General features: G+C 72.1%; 19 protein-coding genes. 4 read left to right on the plus strand and 15 right to left on the minus strand.

What is annotated here, in order from left to right:
- Window positions 1-102 precede the first annotated feature (102 nt).
- The 13 genes from JXZ78_RS18725 to JXZ78_RS18785 form a co-directional block, all read right to left on the minus strand.
- Window positions 103-444: a DUF3140 domain-containing protein gene (locus JXZ78_RS18725; RefSeq protein WP_030017505.1), complete on the minus strand. Its 342-nt coding sequence runs from the start codon at window positions 442-444 to the stop codon at window positions 103-105.
- A 4-nt stretch (window positions 445-448) separates the two neighbouring features.
- On the minus strand, window positions 449-673 hold the full coding sequence (locus JXZ78_RS18730; protein WP_030017506.1) for a hypervirulence associated TUDOR domain-containing protein: 225 nt from the start codon (window positions 671-673) through the stop codon (window positions 449-451).
- A 109-nt stretch (window positions 674-782) separates the two neighbouring features.
- Entirely contained in the window at window positions 783-2,060 is a 1,278-nt protein-coding gene (locus tag JXZ78_RS18735; protein ID WP_030017507.1) for a thymidine phosphorylase, read from the minus strand.
- 146 nt (window positions 2,061-2,206) lie between these two features.
- Window positions 2,207-2,629 carry a cytidine deaminase gene (locus JXZ78_RS18740; protein ID WP_030017508.1) on the minus strand — a complete coding sequence of 141 codons (423 nt, stop codon included), beginning with the start codon at window positions 2,627-2,629 and terminating at the stop codon, window positions 2,207-2,209.
- Window positions 2,630-2,643: 14 nt separating this feature from the next.
- Window positions 2,644-3,927, minus strand: a complete 1,284-nt coding sequence (locus JXZ78_RS18745; RefSeq protein ID WP_030017509.1) for an ABC transporter permease — start codon at window positions 3,925-3,927, stop codon at window positions 2,644-2,646.
- Window positions 3,924-5,054, minus strand: a complete 1,131-nt coding sequence (locus tag JXZ78_RS18750) for an ABC transporter permease (RefSeq protein WP_050502000.1) — start codon at window positions 5,052-5,054, stop codon at window positions 3,924-3,926. Before JXZ78_RS18750 ends, JXZ78_RS18745 begins: the two co-directional genes overlap by 4 nt.
- Complete coding sequence (locus tag JXZ78_RS18755) at window positions 5,051-6,688, minus strand: ABC transporter ATP-binding protein (protein ID WP_033037010.1); 1,638 nt, start codon at window positions 6,686-6,688, stop codon at window positions 5,051-5,053. Before JXZ78_RS18755 ends, JXZ78_RS18750 begins: the two co-directional genes overlap by 4 nt.
- A gap of 189 nt (window positions 6,689-6,877) precedes the next feature.
- Window positions 6,878-7,909 (minus strand): BMP family lipoprotein, encoded by a 1,032-nt coding sequence (locus JXZ78_RS18760; protein ID WP_030017512.1) that lies wholly within the window; start codon window positions 7,907-7,909, stop codon window positions 6,878-6,880.
- A gap of 713 nt (window positions 7,910-8,622) precedes the next feature.
- Window positions 8,623-9,846, minus strand: coding sequence for an amidohydrolase (locus tag JXZ78_RS18765; protein ID WP_030024163.1), 1,224 nt, complete (start codon window positions 9,844-9,846; stop codon window positions 8,623-8,625).
- A gap of 127 nt (window positions 9,847-9,973) precedes the next feature.
- A complete protein-coding gene (locus JXZ78_RS18770; protein ID WP_372498430.1) occupies window positions 9,974-11,278 on the minus strand; it encodes a hypothetical protein in 1,305 nt (434 codons plus the stop codon).
- Window positions 11,279-11,372: 94 nt separating this feature from the next.
- Complete coding sequence (locus JXZ78_RS18775) at window positions 11,373-12,305, minus strand: N-acetylneuraminate synthase family protein (RefSeq protein WP_030024161.1); 933 nt, start codon at window positions 12,303-12,305, stop codon at window positions 11,373-11,375.
- A gap of 21 nt (window positions 12,306-12,326) precedes the next feature.
- A complete protein-coding gene (locus JXZ78_RS18780; protein ID WP_030024160.1) occupies window positions 12,327-13,562 on the minus strand; it encodes an acylneuraminate cytidylyltransferase in 1,236 nt (411 codons plus the stop codon).
- A gap of 52 nt (window positions 13,563-13,614) precedes the next feature.
- A complete protein-coding gene (locus JXZ78_RS18785) occupies window positions 13,615-14,940 on the minus strand; it encodes a DUF6716 putative glycosyltransferase (protein ID WP_033039750.1) in 1,326 nt (441 codons plus the stop codon).
- Between the two features lie 187 nt (window positions 14,941-15,127).
- Between JXZ78_RS18785 and JXZ78_RS18790 the strand changes: the two genes are divergently transcribed.
- From JXZ78_RS18790 to JXZ78_RS18800, 3 genes are read left to right on the plus strand one after another with little or no spacing between them, the layout of a single operon-like run.
- Window positions 15,128-16,105 (plus strand): glycosyltransferase family 2 protein, encoded by a 978-nt coding sequence (locus JXZ78_RS18790; protein ID WP_030024156.1) that lies wholly within the window; start codon window positions 15,128-15,130, stop codon window positions 16,103-16,105.
- Complete coding sequence (locus JXZ78_RS18795) at window positions 16,105-17,487, plus strand: alpha-2,8-polysialyltransferase family protein (protein ID WP_030024154.1); 1,383 nt, start codon at window positions 16,105-16,107, stop codon at window positions 17,485-17,487. Before JXZ78_RS18790 ends, JXZ78_RS18795 begins: the two co-directional genes overlap by 1 nt.
- Window positions 17,484-18,716, plus strand: a complete 1,233-nt coding sequence (locus JXZ78_RS18800; protein WP_030024153.1) for an acyltransferase family protein — start codon at window positions 17,484-17,486, stop codon at window positions 18,714-18,716. Before JXZ78_RS18795 ends, JXZ78_RS18800 begins: the two co-directional genes overlap by 4 nt.
- Window positions 18,717-18,755: 39 nt before the next feature.
- Here the strand turns inward: JXZ78_RS18800 and JXZ78_RS18805 are convergent, their stop codons facing one another.
- Window positions 18,756-19,418, minus strand: a complete 663-nt coding sequence (locus tag JXZ78_RS18805) for a TetR/AcrR family transcriptional regulator C-terminal domain-containing protein (RefSeq protein ID WP_030024152.1) — start codon at window positions 19,416-19,418, stop codon at window positions 18,756-18,758.
- 68 nt (window positions 19,419-19,486) lie between these two features.
- Between JXZ78_RS18805 and JXZ78_RS18810 the strand changes: the two genes are divergently transcribed.
- A complete protein-coding gene (locus JXZ78_RS18810; protein WP_030024151.1) occupies window positions 19,487-21,004 on the plus strand; it encodes an FAD-dependent monooxygenase in 1,518 nt (505 codons plus the stop codon).
- Here the strand turns inward: JXZ78_RS18810 and JXZ78_RS18815 are convergent.
- Complete coding sequence (locus JXZ78_RS18815; RefSeq protein WP_063726174.1) at window positions 20,985-22,199, minus strand: MFS transporter; 1,215 nt, start codon at window positions 22,197-22,199, stop codon at window positions 20,985-20,987. The genes JXZ78_RS18810 and JXZ78_RS18815 overlap by 20 nt on opposite strands.
- Window positions 22,200-22,226 lie beyond the last annotated feature (27 nt).

Below are 22,226 nucleotides of genomic sequence, written 5' to 3' on the forward strand. Positions count from 1 at the left end.
CACCGGTGAAACTTGCGTGTCAACAGGCCCTGCCGCCGCGAGGGCCTGCGGGATGGCCGCAAGGTCACTCGCACAGAGATCCGCGGACCGGGGCCCCACCCGTCACCCTTTCAACGGATCATGCCCCCAGTTCATCAACGAATACCGCCACGTCGTCTCCTTCACGTCCCCCGACGGCTGCTGCGCGAGATGGCGGTGCACGTACCCCGTCACCTTGCGCATGTGGGCGTAATCGTCGTCCGAGAGATCCGCGCGCTTGGTGCGCAGCAGTGAAACGATCCGGCGGCCGGACTCGTGGCCCACCGACTCGCCGCCGCCCTTGTGCTGCCCCGACTCCTTGGACTCGTCCTTCTTCAGCCAGGACTCCAGCTCGGACGGGGACATGTTCACCGCGTCCTTGAAGTCCTGCCAGACGGTGTCCTGGTCGTCCTCCGTCTTCGCCATGGGCTCAGGACCGCTTCTTCTTCAGGGCCCCGGGCTTGTGCACGGCCGAGCCGCCGGACTTGTCGCTGCGGACCTTGTACTGCGGGTCGTCCGGTGAGGCGTCCACCGTGCGCCCGGCCTCCTCCGTACGCTCCGTGATCTTCTTCTCCACCTTGCCGGCGGCCTTGCTGCCGTGGCTCTTCCAGGTGACCTTGTCGCCCTTGCTGAGGTCGTCCTTCTTCTTCGCCATCGCCGGTCTCCTCGCGGTCAGGTCCTTCCAGGACAGCACCGGTCGGGGCGCGGCGCGCGTCGGGCGCGCTCCGAGGGGAGCGCGCCCGGCGGCCGTGAAGGGGGAAGGGTCAGCCGATGCGGTCCAGGATCACCGGGTTCGGGGTGAAGTCGGTGCCGGGCGGGGCGATGAGGACGCCGCCGTCGAGGGCTTCGAGGGCGTAGGGGAGCTTTTCGGGGGTGTCGGTGTGGAGGGTGAGGAGGGGCTGGCCCTCCTTGACCTCGTCGCCGGGCTTGGCGTGGAGTTCGATGCCCGCGCCGGCCTGGACCGGGTCCTCCTTGCGGGCGCGGCCGGCGCCCAGGCGCCAGGCGGAGACGCCCACCGCGTACGCGTCGAGGGTGGTCAGGACGCCGGAGGCGGAGGCGTTGACGGTGTGCTGTTCGCGGGCGACCGGGAGCGGGGCGTCGGGGTCGCCGCCCTGGGCCTGGATCATGCGGCGCCAGTGGTCCATGGCGGAGCCGTCGGCGAGGGCCTTGGCCGGGTCGGCGTCCTTCAGACCGGCCGCGTCGAGCATCTCGCGGGCCAGCGCGAGGGTGAGTTCGACGACGTCGGCCGGGCCGCCGCCCGCCAGGACCTCCACCGATTCGCGGACTTCGAGGGCGTTGCCGGCGGTCAGGCCGAGCGGGGTGGACATGTCGGTGAGCAGCGCGGAGGTGCGTACGCCGTGGTCGGTGCCGAGTTCGACCATGGTGGTGGCCAGTTCGCGGGCGTCCTCGATGTTCTTCATGAAGGCGCCGGAGCCGACCTTGACGTCCAGGACGAGCGAGCCGGTGCCCTCGGCGATCTTCTTGGACATGATCGAGGAGGCGATGAGCGGGATGGCCTCGACGGTGCCGGTGACGTCGCGCAGCGCGTACAGCTTCTTGTCGGCGGGGGCCAGGCCGTCGCCCGCGGCGCAGATGACCGAGCCGACGCTGTCCAGTACGTCCATCATCTCGGCGTTGGACAGCAGCGCGCGCCAGCCGGGGATGGCCTCCAGCTTGTCGAGGGTGCCGCCGGTGTGGCCGAGGCCGCGGCCGGAGAGCTGCGGCACGACCGCGCCGCAGGCGGCGACGAGGGGCGCGAGCGGCAGGGTGATCTTGTCGCCGACGCCGCCGGTGGAGTGCTTGTCGGCGGTCGGGCGGGACAGGCCGGCGAAGTCCATCCGCTCGCCGGAGGCGATCATGGCGGCGGTCCAGCGGGCGATCTCCGTACGGTTCATGCCGTTGAGGAAGACGGCCATCGCCAGGGCCGACATCTGCTCGTGGGCGACCTCGCCGCGCGTGTAGGCGTCGATGACCCAGTCGATCTGCTCGGGGGTCAGCTCCTGCTTGTCGCGCTTGGCGCGGATGACCGAGATGACGTCCATCTGGGCTTCCTTTCGTGGAACGGCCGGCTCAGCCCGTCCCTGTACCCGGGAACGACGCGGCGAGCGGGCGTGTTCAGTTCTACACGCATAGAGCCGGGAGATCGAGGGGCCCGCACCGCTGGGGTGCGGTGCGGGCCGGTGGGCCGTCAGCGGGCCAGGTGCTGGGGGCCGAACGCGTCGGGGAGGAGGTCGTCCAGGCGTCGGACGCCCGCCTCCCCGCTGTCGATCAGCAGGCCGGGGCCGCCGTGCTCGTACAGCAGCTGGCGGCAGCGGCCGCACGGGACGAGCAGTTCGCCCTGGCCGTCCACGCAGGTGAACGCGGTCAGCCGGCCGCCGCCGGTGGCGGCCAGCGCGGAGACCAGGCCGCATTCGGCGCACAGGCCCAGTCCGTACGAGGCGTTCTCCACGTTGCAGCCGACGACCGTACGGCCGTCGTCCACCAGGGCCGCGGCGCCGACCGGGTAGCCGGAGTACGGAGCGTACGCCCGGGACATCGCGTCCCGGGCCGCCTCGCGCAGCTGCTCCCAGTCGACCGGCACCTGGCCGTCGCCGCTCCGGCCTTCGTTCATCCGGCCATCGTGCGTCATGTGCCCTGCCCCCGCCGGTACGGCTTGCCGTTGGCCTTCGGGGGCCGCAGCCGCTGTGCGAACAGTGCCAGCACCAGCAGCGTGGCGATGTACGGGCTGGCCTCGACCAGCTCCAGCGGCACCACGTCGGTGAGGAAGTACCAGAGGACGAGGAGCACCGCCGCGACGCCCGCGACCGCCGCCTGGGCGCGCTTGGCGGCGCGCAGCCGGAACAGTGCCAGGACGGCGAGCAGTGCCGCCAGGCCCAGCAGCAGCGCGTGCACGGTCGGGCCGCCGCTGCGCAGCTGCATGGCGTCCATGAAACCGAACAGGCCCGCGCCCATCGCGACGCCGCCGGGCCGCCAGTTGCCGAAGATCATCGTGGCCAGGCCGATGTAGCCGCGGCCGCCGGTCTGTCCGTCCTGGAAGAAGTGCGTGCTGATGGACAGGAACGCGCCGCCGAGCCCGGCCAGCGCGCCGGAGACCAGCACCGCCGCGTACTTGTACGTGTAGACGTTGACACCCAGCGACTCCGCCGAGACCGGCGCCTCGCCGCAGGACCGCAGCCGCAGGCCGAAGGAGGAGCGCCACAGCAGGTAGAAGGTCCCGACGAAGAGCAGGGCGGCCAGCACGGTGAGCCAGGAGACGTTGGTGACCAGGCCGCCGAGGATGCCGGCCACGTCGGAGACCAGGAACCAGTGGTGGTTTTCGAGGGACTGCAACGCGTCCGAGAGGCCCGGGACGGTGAACGTCGGCATGTCGGCCATCGGCGGCGACTGCTTGTCGTTGCCGCCCGCCTGCATGGCCGCGCTGCCCTCCGCGCCGAACCACAGCGTGGCCAGGTACTGCGTCGCGCCCAGCGCCAGGATGTTGATCGCGACACCGGAGACGATGTGGTCGACACCGAAGCTGACGGTGGCGATGGCGTGCACCAGCCCGCCGAGCGCGCCGCCCAGGATGCCGATGGCCGCGGCGGCCCACGGGCCGTGCTGCCAGCCGATCCAGCCGGCCGCGAACGAGCCGAGCATCATCATGCCTTCGAGGCCGATGTTGACCACGCCGGCCCGCTCGGCCCACAGACCGCCGAGGCCGGCCAGGCCGATCGAGGTGGCGGCGGCGAGAGCCGCGCCGAACTGTCCGGCGGAGGTCAGGTCGTTGGTGCCGGTGACCACGCGCAGCAGGGACACCGCGACGATCGCCCCGGCGATGATCAGCAGGATGACCGGGTAGGTCAGCTTGCGGCGACCGCCACCCCGCGCGCTGGCGCCGGGCCGGGCCGCGGGCTTGAGTTCCGTACTCACGCGGTCGCCTCCGCCTTGTCGTTCTCACCTGGGTTCGTACGGGCCTGGGCGGCCAGTTCCTCGCCGACCTTGCGCTGCTGGGCGCGCAGCCCGTACCGGCGCACGATCTCGTACGCGATGACCACGCACAGCACGATCACGCCCTGGATCACGCCGACGATCTCCTGCGCGTACCCCTCGAACTCCAGGCGGGAGCCGGTGCGGTCGAGGAACGCCCACAGCAGCGCGCCGCACGCCATGCCCACCGGGTGGTTGCGGCCCAGCAGCGCGATGGCGATGCCGGTGAAGCCGATGCCGGCCGGGAAGTCGGTGCCGTAGTTGAAGGACTCGTTGAGCAGCGTCGGCATGCCCACCAGGCCCGCCGCGGCGCCCGAGAGCAGCATGGAGATGACCACCATGCGCTTGACGCTGACGCCGCTCGCCTCGGCGGCCGGCTCGGAGGTGCCGACCGCGCGCAGGTCGAAGCCGAAGCGGGTGCGGTTGAGCACGAACCAGTAGACGAAGCCGGCCAGCGCCGCGATCACCACGAAGCCGTAGACCGGCTTGGGGTCGGTCGGGAAGCTGAAGAAGTGGCTCGACTCCGGCAGGAATTTGGTGTGCAGCAGGTTGCCGTCCTTGATCGCGAGGCGGCCGTCCTGGAGGAAGTAGCCGATCACGGAGGCGGCGATGGCGTTCAGCATGATCGTGGTGATCACCTCGCTGACGCCGCGCGAGGTCTTCAGTACGCCCGCGATGCCCGCCCACACCGCGCCCACCAGCATGGCGATCACGATGAGCAGGATGATCTGGAGCGCGCCGGGCAGCGCGATCGCGCCGCCGACCGCGGCGGCCGCGAAGGCCGCCAGCCGGTACTGCCCGTCCACACCGATGTTGAACAGGTTCATCCGGAAGCCGATGGCCACCGCCAGTGCCGACAGGTAGTACGGCACCGCCTTGTTGATGATCCAGACCTGGCTGTCGCTGTAGTGGCCGTAATCGACCATGATCCAGTAGGCGCGCAGCGGGTTCTCGCCCGACGCCAGGAAGACCAGCGAACTGATGACGAACGCGGCGGCGACGGCCAGCAGCGGCGCCGCGAGCGCCAGCAGCACCTTGTCCTTGGTGAGCGACCTGGTCAGCGTCTTCACTCCCGGTCACCGCCCTCGCGGGTGTCAGCGTCTTCAGCGGTGAGGTGACCGCTGGCGGCACCGGTCATGGCCGAGCCCAACTCCTCCGGGGTGATGGTCGCGGGGTCGGCGTCCGCGACCAGCCGGCCCCGGTACATCACCCGCAGGGTGTCGGAGAGCCCGATCAGCTCGTCCAGGTCGGCAGAGATCAGCAGGACCGCCAGGCCCTCCCGGCGCGCGGCGCGGATCTGCTCCCAGATCTGCGCCTGTGCGCCGACGTCCACGCCCCGCGTGGGGTGGGCGGCGATCAGCAGCTTGGGGTGATGGCTCATCTCCCGGCCGACGATCAGCTTCTGCTGGTTGCCGCCGGACAGCGAGGCCGCCGTCACCTCGATACCGGGCGTCCGTACGTCGTACTCGGCGACGATCCGCTCGGTGTCCTTACGGGCCCCGGCCAGGTCGAGCAGCCGGCCCTTGCTGTTGGGGCGCTCGGTGACGTGCCCCAGGATGCGGTTCTCCCACAGGGGTGCTTCCAGGAGCAGGCCGTGCCGGTGGCGGTCCTCGGGTACGTAGCCGATGCCGTCCTCGCGGCGCTTGCGCGTGCTGGCGCCGGACAGGTCCTGCCCGTCCAGCGTCACGGTGCCGGCGTCCAGGGTGCGCGTGCCGATGATCGCCTCGACGAGTTCGGCCTGTCCGTTGCCCTCCACGCCGGCGACGCCGAGCACCTCGCCCTTGTGGATGGTGAAGGTGATGCCGTCCAGCACGGTCCGGACGACGCCGTCGGAGTCGGTGGCGCTCAGCCGGAGGTCCGCGACGCCCAGCATCGGGGTGTCCGTCACCGTCGACTCCCGTGTCTCCGGCGACGGCAGCTCGCTGCCCACCATCAGCTCGGCGAGCTGCTTGGGCGTGGTCTTCGACGGCTCCACCGAGGCGACGGTGGTGCCCCGGCGGATGACGGTGATGTCGTCCGCGACGGACAGCACCTCGCCCAGCTTGTGCGAGATGAAGATGACGGTCAGGCCCTCGGACTTCAGCTCCCGCAGGTTGTCGAAGAGCGCGTCGACCTCCTGCGGGACCAGGACCGCGGTCGGCTCGTCGAGGATGAGCGTACGGGCGCCGCGGTAGAGGACCTTGAGGATCTCCACCCGCTGCCGGTCCGCGACGCCGAGGTCCTCCACGAGGACGTCGGGCCGGATGCTCAGCCCGTACGCGTCCGAGATCTCCATGATCTTGGCGCGGGCCTTGCCGGCGATGCCGTGCAGCTTTTCCGCGCCCAGGACCACGTTCTCCAGGACGGTGAGGTTGTCGGCCAGCATGAAGTGCTGGTGCACCATGCCGATGCCGCGGGCGATGGCGTCCGCGGGGGTGCCCAGCGCGGCCTGCTCGCCGTCGAGCGTGATGGTGCCCTCGTCCGGCTTCTGCATCCCGTAAAGGATCTTCATCAGCGTCGACTTGCCCGCGCCGTTCTCGCCGCACAGGGCGTGCACGGTGCCGCGGCGCACGGTCAGGTCGATGTCGTGGTTGGCCACGACACCGGGGAAACGCTTGGTGATACCGCGGAGTTCGACGGCTGCGGGGCCCGGCTTCGCCGGGCGGCTGATCGTGGGTGCTGCGTTGATGGCGCACTCCCCTCGGGGGTGGTTGTCCTTGGCCATGTCCTGGGCGGACGGCGGCAGCGAGTACCGGCCGTCGGGGGCGCGGGCGTGGGTGGGTCCGCGGCCGCGTGGTGATTCGGCCGGGGTCTGTCCGCGGCCGGACGGTGGTCCGGCCGGGGTGTCTCCGCGGCCGCGATGGGGCGCACGGTATCGGGGCCGCGATGCGGCGGGACACCGTCCGGCGCCCTGCTACGGCGTCTCCTTGACCTTCACCTTGCCCTCGACGATCTTCTGCCGGGCGGCGTCGATCTGCGGCTGGATGTCCTTGATGAAGCCGCCCGACGTGGCGAGCGTGACGCCCTTCTTCTTCATGTCGTACGCGTGCACGCCCGTCAACGGCTTGCCGTCCTCGACGCTCTTGATCAGGTCGAACACCGCCACGTCCACGTTCTTGACCACCGACGTCAGGATGCAGTCCTTGTACTTCGCCAGGCCCGGCTGAAGGTACTGGTCGGAGTCCACGCCGATCGCCCAGGCGCCCTTGCGCTTGCTGATCGCCTCGATGGCGCCCGCGCCCGACTGGCCGGCCGCGGAGTAGATCACGTCGATGCCGCTGTCCAGCATGCCGCCGGCCTTGGCCTTCGCGGCGGCCGGGTCGTTGAACCCCTTGTCGTTGTTGGGGTACAGGTACTGCGACGTGACCTCGGTGTTCGGGTCGGTGTCCCGTACACCTTGCTCGAAGCCGGCCTGGAACTTCTGGATCAGCGCGTTGTTCACGCCGCCGATGAAGCCGACCTTGTGGTTCTTGCTCTTCAGCGCGGCGGCGACGCCCGCCAGGTACGAGCCCTCGTGCTCCGCGAACACCATCGCGTCCACGTTCTTGCCCTGCGGCACCGCGTCCACGACGCCGAACGTCGTCTCCGGGAAGTCCTTGGCGACGTTCTCGATGGACCGGCTGTAGGCGAAACCTACACCTATGACCGGGTTGTAACCGGCCTCGGCGAACGACGTGAGCCGCTGCTCGCGGTCCGCCTCCGTCTCGCCGTTCTTCGCGGTCAGCATCTTGACGTTGACGCCCAGCTTTTCCTTGGCGTTCATGGTGCCGCGGGCGGCCGCCTCGTTGAAGGAGTGGTCGTCCCGCCCGCCGATGTCGAACGCGAGTCCGACTCCGGCGTGGCTGGCCCGGTTCGCCTCGGCGAAGCTCTGACCGCAAGCGGTGGCGGTGACCGCGAGAAGCGCGGAGGCGCTGGCCGCGGCGGCAAACCTGGTGACCCGACGCACGGGGCCTTCCCTTCGCTCACAGCGCCCACGGTGGCGCTGGCTTGACGGGAGATTAACGCGCGTAGACCTGGCGCAAAACCCTTCACTGCGTGGCCGTTATCTGATTGTTCCTCCCCGTCGTGGGGGTGCGCGCTTCAAGCGGGGGTTGTGCTGACGCACGGCTCGCATTGCTTGGGTGGTGGGGGCGGGGGCGCGCAGGGGGCCAACTCCTCTGCACCGTGTACGTCGCCCAGGGTGTGTTGGTGAACGAGGGCTCCCGGCTGCCTGCGGGGATGGCCCCCTACACGCCCCCTCCGGCCGGATTGGCGAGCCGAGGTCGGTGGGGGGAGAAAAAGAACGATCGCCCTGGTGCCCGCCCACCTGAGGGTGAGGCGCACGGGGTGGATGGCGGTAAGGCTGCTGGGCTGGCCTGGCCATATGCCAGGGGCGGCTCGGGCTTGGGCTTGGCTTGTGAAAAGCCCAGCCCGATCGCTCCGATAGTCGCCGGACGGCCAGGGCTCGGGGGTACGCAGGGGTCTCCCCGCAGGCAGTCCGCACGCTGGCCCATGTATCCGATTCACCGCAGCTAAAGGATGCTGTGGGGGCGCCCCCGGCCGGAGGCTGGGGGAGAGTGACCCCGGAGTGCCCCCGAGCCCCCACCCACCGGACCTATTGCGCACGACGCGCGCACACCATCGACCCCATCGCGCGCAACGCGCGCATCCCAGGTCGTACTACCCCAGCAACGCCGCCGCCGTGAACAGTTCCACCCCGGCGCGAATCGAACTCTCGTCCACGTCGAAATCGCCGCGGTGCAGGTCGAAGCGGGCCGTACTGCCCGGTGGCCGCACCCCCAGGCGGGCCATCGCGCCGGGGACGTGTTCCAGGTACCAGGAGAAGTCCTCGCCGCCCAGGGACTGCTCGGTGCCTTCGACGGCGTGCGAGCCGCGGCGGGCGGCCATCGCGTCGTGCAGGAGTTGGGTGGAGACCGGTTCGTTCACCACCGGTGGGACTCCCCGTACGTACGTCACCTGGCACTTCGCCCCGTACAGCGCAGCGACCTCGTCGATCGCCGCGTGCACCATGTCGGGTGCGCCGCGCCACGCGTCCAGGTCCAGGCAGCGCACCGTGCCGGCCAGTTCCGCGTGCTGGGGGATGACGTTGCAGGCGTGGCCCACGTCCAGGCGGCCCCAGGTCACCGCGAGGCCGGCGCGGGTGTCGACGCGCCGGGAGAGGAGTGCGGGGACGTCGACGACGATGCGGGCGGCGGCCGTGACGAGGTCGGTGGTCAGGTGGGGGCGGGCCGTGTGGCCGCCGGGGCCGTCGAGGGTGACTTCCAGGCGGTCGCAGGCGGAAGTGATCGCTCCGGTGCGCAGCCCGATGCGGCCGGCGTCGACGCGGGGGTCGCAGTGCACGGCGAGGATGCGTCCGACCCCGTCCAGCGCCCCGGTGCCGATCACGTCGGTGGCGCCGCCGGGCAGCGCTTCCTCGGCGGGCTGGAAGAGCAGGCGTACGGGGCGCGGCAGCCGCCCTTCGCGTGCCAGTTCGGCGAGGAGGAGGCCGGCGCCGAGGACGACGGTGGTGTGCACGTCGTGGCCGCAGGCGTGGGCGCGGTTGGGGACGGTCGAGCGGTAGGGCACCGTCTTCACGTCGGGAATCGGCAGCGCGTCGATGTCGGCGCGCAGGGCGAGCAGCGGCTGCCCGCCGTCCCAAGGGGTGAGACCGGGCGTGATGTCACAGATCAGGCCGGTGCCGATGGACAGGACGCGTGGTGTGAGGCCGGCCCGCTCAAGGCGCGCCTTGAGCGCGGCGGTGGTGCGGAACTCCTGGTTGCCGAGCTCGGGGTGCATGTGCAAGTCGCGGCGGAACGCGACCAGTTCGGCGCACAGCTCTTCCGGCAGCGCGCCGGGCAGCGGTTCCCCGGCAGGGGCGTCTTCGGTTGCGGCCTCGCGGGACATCAAGTGGTTCACCCGTTGAAGGTTACGGGGGCGGCTGGGGCAACTGTCCCTCGATCAACAAAAGTTCAGCCCGTTAGGGGAAGGAAATCTAGGCCGCCCGGCGCATGGAGCAGTCATCACGGGGGTATCAGTACCGGTTCCGCTTGTTTCCGGAATCAGGGGTGCCGGTCGCCTCGGGCGTCACGTGCGGCGGTTCCGCCCCCGGAGTTCCCGGCGCCGAAGGCGGCGCCGGGGCTGCCGGGAGGCGTCGCACGCCCCGTGCCGTGCCGGTCACGCCGGACAGGAAACTCTCGGCGCGCGGGGACGCCTTGCTGGTCAGCCAGGTCGGGTCGATGTCGCAGACGGCGACGCCGACCCCGGTACCGGCCAGCGCGAGCGGCAAGGTGTGGACCACGGTGGACGGGAAGCTGAGGACGAGGCGGCCTACGGGGCCGCGTCGGGCGATGAGTTCCAGGGGCAGGTCGGGGCGGACCACTTCGAGGCCGGTCTCGGTGGCGATGCGGTGGAGTTTGGTGGCGGATTCACGCCGGTGGGCGAAGTAGCGGGTGGCGCCGTGGTCACGGGCGAGTGCGGCGACGGCCGCCAGGTAGCGGTCGGGGTCCACGACGCCGGTCTCGACGAGGGAGGTGCCGACGATGTCCGCGCCGCGGGTCAGCCGTGGCGGCCCGAACCGCCGTGTGGTCCAGGCGAATTCGTTCGACAGGAGCGTGATGCCCGGTGGTGGTCCGACGGGCATGGAGGTGAAGAGGGCCACGGTGCGGCGGCCGCCGGGGGTGAGCCGTCGGCGGGCGGCGGCCGCGCACGGTGCGAAGAGCAGGTCGCGCGGGCCGCGTCCGCCGTGGCGGTGCCAGCGTACGAGGCGTTCGCCGTTGGCCAGTTGGGTGATGAACTCCATCGTGGCGGTGCCGTCGTCGACCACGACGAGGTCGCGGGCGCCGGTGAGGGTGAGCAGGAGCTGGACGTAGCGGGAGAAGGGGTCGCCGATGACGACGCGGCCGGCGCGGCGCAGCCGGGGCGTGAGGCCGCCGATGGTCCGCAGGGGGGCGCTCGCTCCGCCGCGCGCCTCTTCCCATCGTACGGAGAAGCCTTCTTCGCGGGCGAGTTCGGCCATCCGGCGGAGCTGGCCGCGGGTCATCGGATCGTGCGGGGCGAGGACGACGACCGTGAGGTCCGTGGCCTGTTCGCGGTAGGCCCATTCCAGGACGTTCAACAGCTGTACGGGGCTCTCGACGAAGGCGAGGGTGCCCGCGGCCGCGCGCCGGGCGTCCCGTCGGGCCGCGCGCCCGGCCGCACGGGTGTGCTGGGCCGTCTCCCCGGCCTCCACGTGGTGCGCGGCGGGTCTGCGGCGCTGCCGGGGTACCCCCAGGAGGCGGCGGGCGGGAGTACCCGCCGCCTCCTGGGGCGGGCCACAGGCCCCGTCTGGTGAGCTCACGGTGTGTACGTCCCGTTCGTCAGGCGTCTGGAGCTGTCGGGCGCGGGCGGGTGCGGTCGTACGGGGTGGGTACGGGGGTGAGTACGGGGACGGGTCAGGCCGAGATCGGCTCGCGGTCGGCGGCCTCGGCGTCGGCGACCACGCCGGGGACGCGGCGCAGCTTCTTCATCGGGCCGAGTTCGCTGTCGTAGACCTTCTTGACGCCGTCGCCGAGGGAGTCCTCGATGGTGCGGATGTCGCGGACCAGGCGGGTCAGGCCCTGGGGCTCGACGGAGGCGGCCTGGTCGGAGCCCCACATGGCGCGGTCGAGGGTGATGTGGCGTTCTACGAAGGCGGCGCCGAGGGCGACGGCGGCGAGGGTGGTCTGCAGGCCGGTCTCGTGGCCGCTGTAGCCGATCGGGACGTTGGGGTACTCGGCCTGGAGGGTGTGGATCATGCGGAGGTTCAGCTCTTCGGCCTTGGCAGGGTAGGTCGAAGTGGCGTGGCACAGGACGATGTTGTCGCTGCCCAGGACCTCGACGGCGTGCCGGATCTGCCGGGGGGTGGACATGCCGGTGGAGAGGATGACGGTGCGGCCGGTGGCGCGCATGGCCCGCAGCAGTTCGTCGTCGGTGAGGGAGGCGGAGGCCACCTTGTAGGCGGGGACGTCGAACTTCTCCAGGAAGGCGACGGACTCGACGTCCCAGGGGGAGGCGAACCAGGCGATGCCGCGCTTCTTGGCGTACTCGTCGATGGCGCGGTAGCCGTCCTCGTCGAACTCCACGCGGTGGCGGTAGTCGATGTAGGTCATCCGGCCCCAGGGGGTGTCCCGCTCGATGTCCCACTGGTCGCGCGGGGTGCAGATCTCGGGGGTGCGCTTCTGGAACTTCACGGCGTCGCAGCCGGCGTCCGCGGCGGCGTCGATGAGCGCGAAGGCGTTCTCCAGGTCGCCGTTGTGGTTGATGCCGATCTCACCGGTGACGTAGACGGGGCGGCCGGGGCCGACGAGGCGGTCGCCGAGGGTGCGAAGGCGGGGGTTGCTGGTCATCTGGGTGAGTTCCTTACCTGGTCAGAGGGTCGGGCCGAGGATCCACGAGGCGATCTCACGGATCGCGCCGCTGCCTCCGGGGGTGGAGGTGACGGCGCGGGCGGCGCCGCGTACGACGTCGTGGGCGCCGGCGACCGCCACGGGCCAGCCGACGAGGCCGAAGCACGGGAGGTCGTTGACGTCGTTGCCGACGTAGAGCACGCGCTCGGGCGCGATGCCCTGTTCCTCGCACCACTGCTTGAGGGCGAGGTCCTTGCGGTCGATGCCGTGGAGCACGGGCAGGCGCAGTTTGTCCGCCCGTGCGGCGACGACCGGGTTCACTTCCGTGGACAGGACGAGCAGCTTCAGCTCCGCCTTGCGCAGGGCGGCGATGCCGAGGCCGTCGCCGCGGTGCACGGCGACCATCTCGCGTCCGTCGGAGTCGACGAGCACCCGGTCGTCGGTCTGGGTGCCGTCGAAGTCGAGTACGACCGCGTCGATGTCGTCGCGGGTCGGGAGCGCGCCGGGGCGCGCGGTGTCCAGCAGGGGCGCGAGGGCGCGGGCGCGCGCCAGGTCGTGCGGGTCGTCGACCTCCAGCACGCGGGCCGGGTCGGTGCGGACCAGTTCCGTACGGCCGAAGAAGCGGTGGCCGGCGGCGCGGAAGCCGGCGGCGTCCATGGCGTAGGCGGCGCCGGTCTCCAGGAAGTCCTGGGGGCGGTCCTGGCGGCGGGGGCGGAAGGACTTGTCGTGGTTGACGCCGGTGCCGCCGGGGACGGTGGGGGCGGCCTCCGCTTCGACCGCCGCGTCGGCTCCTTCCCGCCATACGAAGCCGTGGAACGGTGCCACGGTCAGCGCGCTGTCCGCGCCGGTCTCGACGACCGCGGCGGCGACCGCGTCGATGTCCTCGCTGATCAGGAAGGGGCTGGTGCACTGGACGAGCAGCACCGCGTCGACGGGCCTGCCGTGCTCGGCCTCGTAGGCGTCCATGGCGTGCAGGACCGCGGCCTCGCTGGTGGCCGTGTCGCCCGCGATGGTGCCGGGGCGGCGGACGACGACGGCGCCCGCGCCGCGTGCCGCACCGGCGATCGCCGCGTCGTCCGTGGAGACCACGACGTCGGTGACCAGGCGGGCCGCGCGGCATTCGCGGACCGCGCGGGCGATCAGCGGGACGCCGCCGACGGCGGCGAGGTTCTTGGCGGGTACGCCCTTGGAGCCGCCGCGGGCGGGTATGACGGCCACGACGGTGGGTGCGGCCGTACGGCTCGGGGTGGTCGGCATTGCGGGCTCCTTCCGGGGGCCGTGCGGGCTCCGGGAGCGGGCGGGTGGGCACTCACAGCTGTCCCCAGCGGCGGATGGCGGGCGCGACGCGCTGGACGCCGTGGCGGTAGGCGCCGCGGGCGGCGTCGCGCACGGTGTCGCGGGCGAGCCGTCGCAGGCCGCCGGTCTCCGCGGGTTCGGCGGTCTGTCCGGGCAGGGGTTCGCCCTCGGGGCCGAGGCCGTGGCGGGCGAGGATGCCGGGGAGGTAGCCGGGGGCGGTGCGGGGTGTGTAGTACGGGGTGAGGGGCGGCAGGCGGTCGGCGGTGCGCAGGGCGGTGACGCGGGCGCGGGCGGCGTCGAAGGCGGTCGCGTAGCGGGAGCCGGGGGCCACGCCCTGGCGGTCCAGCCAGTCCGGGTCGGGTTCGGGGCGGTGTCCGGCGTCGAGTTCGTCCCAGGAGGCGAGGCAGCCGGAGCCGAGGAAGTGGTGGTTGCCGAGGACTTCGCGGATGCCGAGGTCGGTGAGGACGGCGGTGGGGATGCCGCGGTGCAGGGATTCCAGCGCGGCGGTCGAGCTGACGGTCACCAGGAGGTCGGTGCGGTCCAGGACGTCGCCCATGTTGCCGTACGCCAGGCGGCAGTTGGGCGGCAGCCCGCCGGGGAGGCGGGCGGCCAGTTTCTGGTACGGGAGTTCCTCGATGTGCGTGGTGTGTTCGCCGGGTTTGCTGCGCAGCTTGATCAGCACCTCGCGGCCGGGGTGGCGCCGGGCGTGTGCGGCGGCGCGGCGCAGGAGGTACGTACGGTCCTCGCGGCGGTCCGGTACGGAGGGCTGGGCGGCGAAGACGACCGTGTACGGGCGGTCGGCGGCGGGCGCGTACGGGGCGCCGCCCAGGAAGGGCAGAGCACACTCGACGACGCTGCCACTGTCCGCGCCGACACCCTCGTACACCGCGCGGAAACGTTCCGCGTCGTGGCGTGAGTTGGCGAGGACGACGTCCGCTCCGTGGCGCAGCAGCAGGCCGTCGGCCAGCTTCTCGTAGACGACGCCGACGTAGCCGGTGACGACGACGGGCCGCCGGGCCGCGCCGCGCCAGGCGCGGGCGAGGCCGTGCAGCATCGCCTGTACGGCGCCGCCGACGCAGGCGAGGACGACCACGTCGTACCGCGTGGTGTCCTTCATCAGCTCCAGGAAGTCCGCGCCGCGGATTTCGCGCAGCGTCTCCGCACGGGCGCCGACCTCGTCGAGCTGGCGGACCGTGGGGGTGGCGCGGCCGCGGAGCAGATATCCGTCCAGACGGATGTCCGATTGCATACGGTGCGCTGTCGAAGCGCCCCATTTCCATCGGGTGTCCGAATCCGCGAGCACCGCGACACGCGGCGGGGAAGTGGTACGAGTGGGCACGACGAAAACGCTAGGAAGGCGTTCCGTTCGGCGGGCCAACTGTGCCGCAACAACGGGTTAACAGCGCGACGCGGGACAGCGAACCGGCGGGCCGCATTGCCCGGTTAACCATCCCGCCATTCTTCGTTCACCCCGGAGTCCGCGGCCCGTCAAGACGAATGCCGGGGCCGCGCCTAACGTCACCCGGGTGGTTAAGCTCTCCGTCGTCGTGCCGTTCTACAACGTGCAGACATATGCGCCCGACACCCTGCGAAGCCTGGCGGCCAATGCCCGCGAGGACTTCGAATTCCTGCTGGTGGACGACTGCTCGCGGGACGAGACGCCGCAGATCCTGGCGCGCGCCGAGGGCGAGCTGCCCGGCGCCCGGGTGCTGCGGCACGAACAGAACGGCGGCCTGGCCACCGCCCGCAACACCGGCCTGGACGCGGCCAACGGCGAGTATGTGACCTTCCTGGACGGTGACGACTGGCTGGCGCCCGGGTACTACGGGCAACTGCTGGCCGCCATCGAGGGGTTGGGGTGCGACTTCGTCCGTACGGACCATGTGCAGTGCACCGCGCGCGCCCGTTCCGTGTACCGCGTGCCGCACGGCCGCCGGAACACCGTGCTGGACCCGCGCGCGCTGATCCTGCCCGCCGACCGCTCCACCTCCGTGGACTACGCCTTCGCCTGGGCCGGCATCTACCACCGGCGGCTGCTGGACGACGGGCTGCTGCACTTCCGGCACGGCCTGCGCACCGCGGAGGACCGGCCGTGGATCTGGCGGCTGCACCGCGAGGCCCGGTCGATGGCGGTGTCCGGACTGCTCGGCGTCTTCTACCGGCGCGGGGTGGCGTCCTCCCTCACCCAGATCGGCGATGTGCGGCAGCTCGATTTCCTCCGCGCGTTCGATCAAGTCATCGAAGAAACGGCGCAGGACCGGGAAGCGGACCGGCTGCTGCCGAAAGCCGTCCGTACGTATTGCGCCATCATTGCCCACCACCTCGGTTCGATCGAACGATTCGAACCGCAGGTCGCCCGTCAATTGCGCGCGCTGAGCGCGGCGGCGCTGAGAAGAATGCCGCAGGACGTACTGAAGGAAGCACTGAATTCGATGGACACGCAGCGCGCCTCCCGTCTGCGACGGCTGCGCCGGCGCCCGGTTCCGGCGGAGGTGGCCGCCTGATGGCCCCCCGTACCGACGCCGGGCACCGGCCGGACCGGCCGCGTACGCAGATCTTCCTGGCGTCCACCCTGTACGGCGCCGCGACGCTGGCCGCCGCGCTGGACACGGACCGCTTCGCACCGGCCGCCCGGCGGATGCTGCTGGTCAGCAACAACGCGGCGACCCCGGAGACCGCCACGCCGGTGGACCGGATGCCCGGTTTCGAGCGGCTGCGCGGCCGCTTCGACCGGGTCCTGTCGTGGAACGAGACGATCAGCCCGTTCCACCCCGGCGGCTGGTCCCCGCGCCCGGACGACGTCCCGCTGTGGGAGCGGCATCTGCGGCTGCTGTGGGAGCTGGGTGAGGACGAGGTCGAGCTGGTCGTGGAGTCCATCCAGGTCCACCCGGCGCTCGCGCTGGCGCAGCTCTTCCCGGACGCGCCGGTCGACGTGTACGCGGACGGGCTGATGAGCTACGGCCCGACCCGCAACAAGCTGGACCCGTTGGTCGGCACCCGGGTCCGCCGCCTGCTGCACCTGGACCTCGTGCCCGGCCTGAAGCCGCTGCTGCTCACCGAGTTCGGGGTGGGCGCGGAGACCGTACCGACCGACGCGTTCCGCGCGGTGCTCACCGAGCTGGCCGCGGACTGCGACGCCCCGGCGCTGCACGCCGTACCGGACGGCGCCGCGCTGCTCCTCGGGCAGTACCTGTCGGCGCTGGGCATCCTCACGCCCGAGGAAGAGGAGGAGCTGCACGTCCGGATGTTGCGCGGCGTGGTCCGGCGCGGGCACCGCGAGGTGGTGTTCAAGCCGCACCCGTCGGCGCCGGCCCGCTGGTCCCGGGCGCTGGAGCGGGAGGCGGAACGGCTCGGCGCCGAGCTGACCGTACTGGAGACGCCGGTCCTCGCCGAAGTGCTCTACCAGCGCAAACGGCCCGCGCTCGTGGTCGGTTGCTTCTCCACCGCGCTGCTGACGGCGGCCGCCTTCTACGACGTGCCGACCGCCCGCGTCGGCACCGATCTGCTGCTGGAGCGCCTGACCCCGTACCAGAACAGTAACCGCGTGCCGGTCACGCTCGTGGACGCGCTGGTGCCCGACCTGGCGGACGAGCCGGGTGCCAAACCGGCGCCGACCCACATCAACGGGCTGATCAGCGCGGTCGGTTACGCGATGCAGAACCAGATCTACCCGGACCTGCGCCCGGTCGCCGAGCGCTACCTCGCCGCCCACCTGAACGAGCGCACCTGGCGCTACTTCAAGCGCCGCCGCCTGACCGCGCTCGCGCTCCCCGGCGCGCTGCCGTCCCAGCTGGCGTTCATCCCGCGCAACGCGGCCGTCCGCAGGGTCGCGCGGCGCGCGCGGGCGATGCAGCGGCGCCTGAAAAAACGGGCCGCGTTCGGATGACCGCGCAGCTCCCGGCCGAGGCGCCGATGCCTGCGGCGGCCCCGGTCCCGTCGTCGTCCATATCCGCGTCCGCGCCGGCCGGGCCCACGGTGGTCACCCGGGCCGCGCCCGCCGTGCCGGACACGGGGAACGGCGCAGCGCCCCCGCCCGCCAAGAAACCCCGTGGCGTGCCCCGCCTGCGCGCCCTCGACGGGCTGCGGCTGTGCGCCGCTCTGATGGTCGCCGCCTACCACCTCGGCGGCCGGGGCGGTGAGATAGCCAAGGCGTGGGGCAGCTCCCCGGCACACCAGTTCCCCACGCTGCACAGCGCGTTCGCGTACGGCTGTCTCGGCGTCCAGATCTTCTTCGTGATCAGCGGTTTCGTCATCTGCATGAGCGGCTGGGGGCGTTCGCTGCGTTCCTTCGTCGCTTCCCGCGTCGCGCGGCTGTATCCGGCGTACTGGGTGGCCATCCTGCTGGTGACGGCCGTCTTCGCGCTGCCGTGGGTGGCGTTCGAGGCGCTGGGACCGAGCGAGGTGCTGACGAACCTGACGATGCTCCAGCAGCCGCTGGGCGCGAAGCGGGTGCTGGGCGTGTGCTGGACGCTCTGGGCGGAGATGCGGTTCTACGCGCTGTTCGCGCTGTGCGTCGTGCTGCCGGGCGCCACCCGCCGCCGGGTGGTGCTGTTCTGCGCCAGATGGACGCTGGCGGCGGCACTGGCCCAGGCCGCGCACGTCCCCGCGCTGGATGTCGTCCTGATGCCGCAGTACGCGCCGTTCTTCATCGGCGGCATCGGCTGCTACCTGCTGCACCGCTACGGCCGGCGCGACCCGGTGGCGTGGGCGGTGGTCGGCGTCAGCTGGCTGACCGGCCAGCACCACGCGGTGGCCGGGCTCTGGCACCCGCCGTCCGCCCACGCCTTCTCCTACCGCTCGACGGTGGTCGTCATCGCGATCGTCACGGTGGGCTTCGCGCTGGTGGTGGCGATCGCGCTGGGCCGGATGAAGTGGGCGAACTGGCGCTGGCTGACCGTGGCCGGGGCGCTGACGTACCCGTTCTACCTCGTCCACGAGCACCTGGGCTGGGTGGCCGTGCAGGGCCTGCACGGCGGCCTGCGGCTGCCCTCGTACGTGACGCTCGCCCTGACGGTGGCGCTGATGCTGGCGCTGGCGTGGGTGCTGCACCGGTGGGTGGAGCGGCCGCTCACGCCCGTACTGCGACAGGCGATCGACCCGCGGCCGCGCCGCTAGGAACCGGGGCGCCGGGGACGACTCCCCCGGCGCCTCCCCTCACGCGCCGTGCAGCAGCGCGGCCTCGATCCCCGCCACGATGGCCCGCAGGCCGTCCTCGAAGCCGCGGGCGGTGTCGCCGAACATCTCCAGGCCGGCCGCGGCCGTGAGCGGGTAGTCGGCGCCCACGCTCCGCTCCCGTTCCCGCTGGTCGTACGCCGGGTCGCGGTGCGAGTCGCCGGGCACCGGGAAGACGGACTGCTCCTCGATCACGTAGCCGATGGTGTAGGCGTACGTGGTGAACCAGGCGCGCGCGGCCCGCTCCGTCGTGAACCCGGCGCTCCGCATGGCGGCCAGCAGGGACTCCATCGGCCGCAGCAGCGCCTGGTCGCGCAGCCGGGTGCCGCCGAAGACCTTGCCGCCGTCGCGGTAGCCGAGCAGCGTGTGCCGGGTCTGGCGGCACGCCTCGGTGAGCATGGCCCGCCAGTCGCCGTCCCCGGAGCCGTCGCCGGCCTCCGCGAGCGGCGCGGTCATCTGCCGGAGCAGCACGGTGGCCATCTCGTCCAGCAGTTCCTGCTTGTTCTTGAAGTGCCAGTAGAGCGCGGGTGCCTTGACGTCCAGTTCCTTGGCGATACGGCGCAGGGTGAGCCCTTCGAGGCCGACGTCGTTCAGCAGGCCCAGGGCGGTCTCCGCCACCAGTTTCCGGTCGAGTCTCGTAGCCACGTTGACAATTTAACACCGTTAAGCGCATCCTCGGAAGCAGGTAACTTAACGACGTTAAGGAGACACTCATGGCCAGCACCGACACCCTGCCCGGACACGTGGACGTACTGATCTCCGGCGCCGGCCCCACCGGCCTGGCCCTCGGCCTCGACCTCGCCCGGCGCGGCGTGCGCGCCCTCGTCCTGGAGCGCCAGGACCGGCTGGCGCCCGGCACCCGCGGCAGCGGCATCCAGCCCCGCACCCAGGAGGTGTACGAGGACTTCGGGGTGCTCGACGCCGTCCGGGAGTCCGGCGGGACGTACCCGCCGCGGGGGAACTGGAAAAACGGCCGCATGGTCGACGAGCAGGTGATGGTCGAGTCCTCCGACCCGACGCCGGCCACTCCGTACGGCACCATGCTGATGCTCCCGCAGTGGCGCAATCTGGAGATCCAGTACGCGCGGCTGACCGAACTGGGCGGCACGGTGGCGTTCGGCACCGGCCTGGAGTCCTTCACCCAGGACGCGGACGGCGTCGAGGCCCGCGTCGTACGCGCCGACGGCACCGCCCGTACGGTGCGCGCCTCCTACCTCGTCGCGGCCGACGGCGGGCGCAGCCCGGTCCGCAAGGCGCTCGGCGTCACCATGACCGGCCAGTCCGTCGCGCCGTACCCGATGCTCCTCGCCGACATCCGGCTCGACGGGCTGGACCGGAACCACTGGCACATGTGGGGCGAGTTCCGGGCCACCGACTTCGTCTCGCTGCTCGCGCCGGCGAAGTACGACTACTTCCTGCTCATGGCGGGCTTCATGGACCCCGGCACCGTGCCCGACACCTCCCCCGACGGCGTGCGCGAGCTCATCGCCGAGCGCACCCACCTGACCCCCGACCAGCTGGGCGAGGTGCTGTGGTCCTCCTCCTTCCGGCCGAACGCCGCCATGGCGGACCGGATCCGGGCGGGCCGGGTCTTCCTCGCGGGCGACGCGGCGCACGTGCACTCCCCCGCGGGCGGCCAGGGCCTGAACACCAGCGTGCAGGACGCCTACAACCTCGGCTGGAAGCTGGGCCAGGTCATCCGGCACGGCGCGCCGGACTCCCTCCTCGACACTTACGAGGCCGAGCGGCTGCCGGTCGCCGCGAGCATCCTGGCCACCAGCACCCGGCTGCACCGGTCGGGCGACATGCGGCGCGGCAGCGACCTGCACCAGATCGACGTCGGCTACCCGGACGGGCCGCTCGCCACCGAGCGGCGCACCGGCCCCGCCGACGGCGGGCTGCGCGCCGGCAACCGGGCCCCCGACGCGCCCTGCATCACCCCCGACGGCACCCCGCGCCGCCTCTTCGACGTCTTCCGCGGCCCGCACTTCACGCTGCTGGCCGTCGGGGACGCCGAGGTCGCGGCGCTCGACGGCGAGCTGGTCCGTACCTGCCGCGTCGGCGGCCCGGCCCCCGACCTGCTGGACTCCGAGGGGCACGTCCGCGACGCGTACGGCGAAGGCGTCTTCCTGATCCGTCCCGACGGCTACGTGGGGTATGCCGCCGACGACGCCACCGGCCTGCCGGAGGAGCTGGTCCGGTACGGCGTCCTCACCGCCGCGGCCCGCTGACGGCGGCCTGCCCGGCCCCCTCCTCCGAGGGCCGCCGGGCACCCTCCCCCGGCTCGGTCAGCGTCCGCGCGACGAGCCAGGCCACCACGCACAGCGCGATCAGCGGCAGCAGCGCGGTGCGCAGGCCGGTGGCGTCGGCGAGGGCGCCGATGGCCGGGCTGGCGACGCCGCCGACGCTGACCGCCAGGCCCAGGGTGACGCCGCTCGCCGTACCCATGCGGTTCGGCAGCAGGTCCTGGCCGAGGGTGATGTGCAGGGAGAACGGCACGTACAGGGCCGTGGCGGTCAGGGCGGCGAACACGTACAGCGCGGGGCCGGGGACGAGGACCAGCCCGGCGACGGCCGGGACGCAGGCCGCGTAGGCCATCCGTACCGTACGGACCCGGCCCCACCGGGACGCCAGCCGGCCGCCCAGCACGGTGCCCACCGCACCGCCCGCGAACAGCACGAACAGGGCCGCCGAGCCCGCGGTGGCGCCCCCGCCCACCCGCTGCTGCGCGTAGACGGCGATGAAGGCGCTCAGGCCGACGAAGACGACGGAACGGCAGACGATGACGGCCGTCAGGCGCAGGAACCCCGGCCAGTCGTCGCGGCCCGCCGACCGCGCCGCGGCCTTGGCGACGGCCGCCTTCGGCGCCAGGGTACGGATCGCCGCGGCGGTGATCAGGACCCCGGCCACCGCGGGCACCGCCAGCCACGGCGACGCGCCGAGCGAGCCCGCGGAGAGCAGCGGGCCGACGGCGACCGGGGCGAGGGCGAAGCCGATGTTGCCGCCGAGGGAGAACCAGCCCATGGCGACATGGCTGCCGCCGCTCGCGACACGGGCCAGCCGCGCGGCCTCCGGGTGGTAGGCGGCCACCCCGATGCCCGAGAGGGCCACCGCGAGGCACGTGAGGACGTACGAGTCACATAGCCCCGACAGGGCGATGCCGAGCCCGGCGCACAGGGTGCTCACCGGGATCAGCCACGGCATCGTCCAGCGGTCGGTGAGCGAGCCGAACAGGGGCTGCACCAGGGAGGAGAGGAGGGTGGCGGCCAGCACGATACCCGAGGCGGCGGCGTAACCGTAGTGGCGCTCGGCCACCAGGAAGGGCACCAGGGCCGGGACCGCGCCCTGGTAGAAGTCCACCGCCGCGTGTCCGACGGACATCATCGCGACCGGCCGCCGGGGAGCGGCCACGTGCTTCGTCGTCATACGTCGATCCTGGCGACCGCACCCGGT

It is taken from the genome of Streptomyces monomycini (genome assembly GCF_022271435.1).
GTDB classification, from domain to species: Bacteria; Actinomycetota; Actinomycetes; order Streptomycetales; family Streptomycetaceae; genus Streptomyces; species Streptomyces monomycini.

Excerpts from the sequence above, each read along its gene's own strand:
- JXZ78_RS18725 (WP_030017505.1), bottom strand. The coding sequence starts at position 444 with ATGGCGAAGACGGAGGACGACCAGGACACCGTCTGGCAGGACTTCAAG.
- JXZ78_RS18730 (WP_030017506.1), bottom strand. The coding sequence starts at position 673 with ATGGCGAAGAAGAAGGACGACCTCAGCAAGGGCGACAAGGTCACCTGG.
- JXZ78_RS18735 (WP_030017507.1), bottom strand. The coding sequence starts at position 2,060 with ATGGACGTCATCTCGGTCATCCGCGCCAAGCGCGACAAGCAGGAGCTG.
- JXZ78_RS18740 (WP_030017508.1), bottom strand. The coding sequence starts at position 2,629 with ATGAACGAAGGCCGGAGCGGCGACGGCCAGGTGCCGGTCGACTGGGAG.
- JXZ78_RS18755 (WP_033037010.1), bottom strand. The coding sequence starts at position 6,688 with ATGGCCAAGGACAACCACCCCCGAGGGGAGTGCGCCATCAACGCAGCA.
- JXZ78_RS18765 (WP_030024163.1), bottom strand. The coding sequence starts at position 9,846 with ATGTCCCGCGAGGCCGCAACCGAAGACGCCCCTGCCGGGGAACCGCTG.
- JXZ78_RS18775 (WP_030024161.1), bottom strand. The coding sequence starts at position 12,305 with ATGACCAGCAACCCCCGCCTTCGCACCCTCGGCGACCGCCTCGTCGGC.
- JXZ78_RS18780 (WP_030024160.1), bottom strand. The coding sequence starts at position 13,562 with ATGCCGACCACCCCGAGCCGTACGGCCGCACCCACCGTCGTGGCCGTC.
- JXZ78_RS18795 (WP_030024154.1), top strand. The coding sequence starts at position 16,105 with ATGGCCCCCCGTACCGACGCCGGGCACCGGCCGGACCGGCCGCGTACG.
- JXZ78_RS18800 (WP_030024153.1), top strand. The coding sequence starts at position 17,484 with ATGACCGCGCAGCTCCCGGCCGAGGCGCCGATGCCTGCGGCGGCCCCG.
- JXZ78_RS18810 (WP_030024151.1), top strand. The coding sequence starts at position 19,487 with ATGGCCAGCACCGACACCCTGCCCGGACACGTGGACGTACTGATCTCC.
- JXZ78_RS18815 (WP_063726174.1), bottom strand. The coding sequence starts at position 22,199 with ATGACGACGAAGCACGTGGCCGCTCCCCGGCGGCCGGTCGCGATGATG.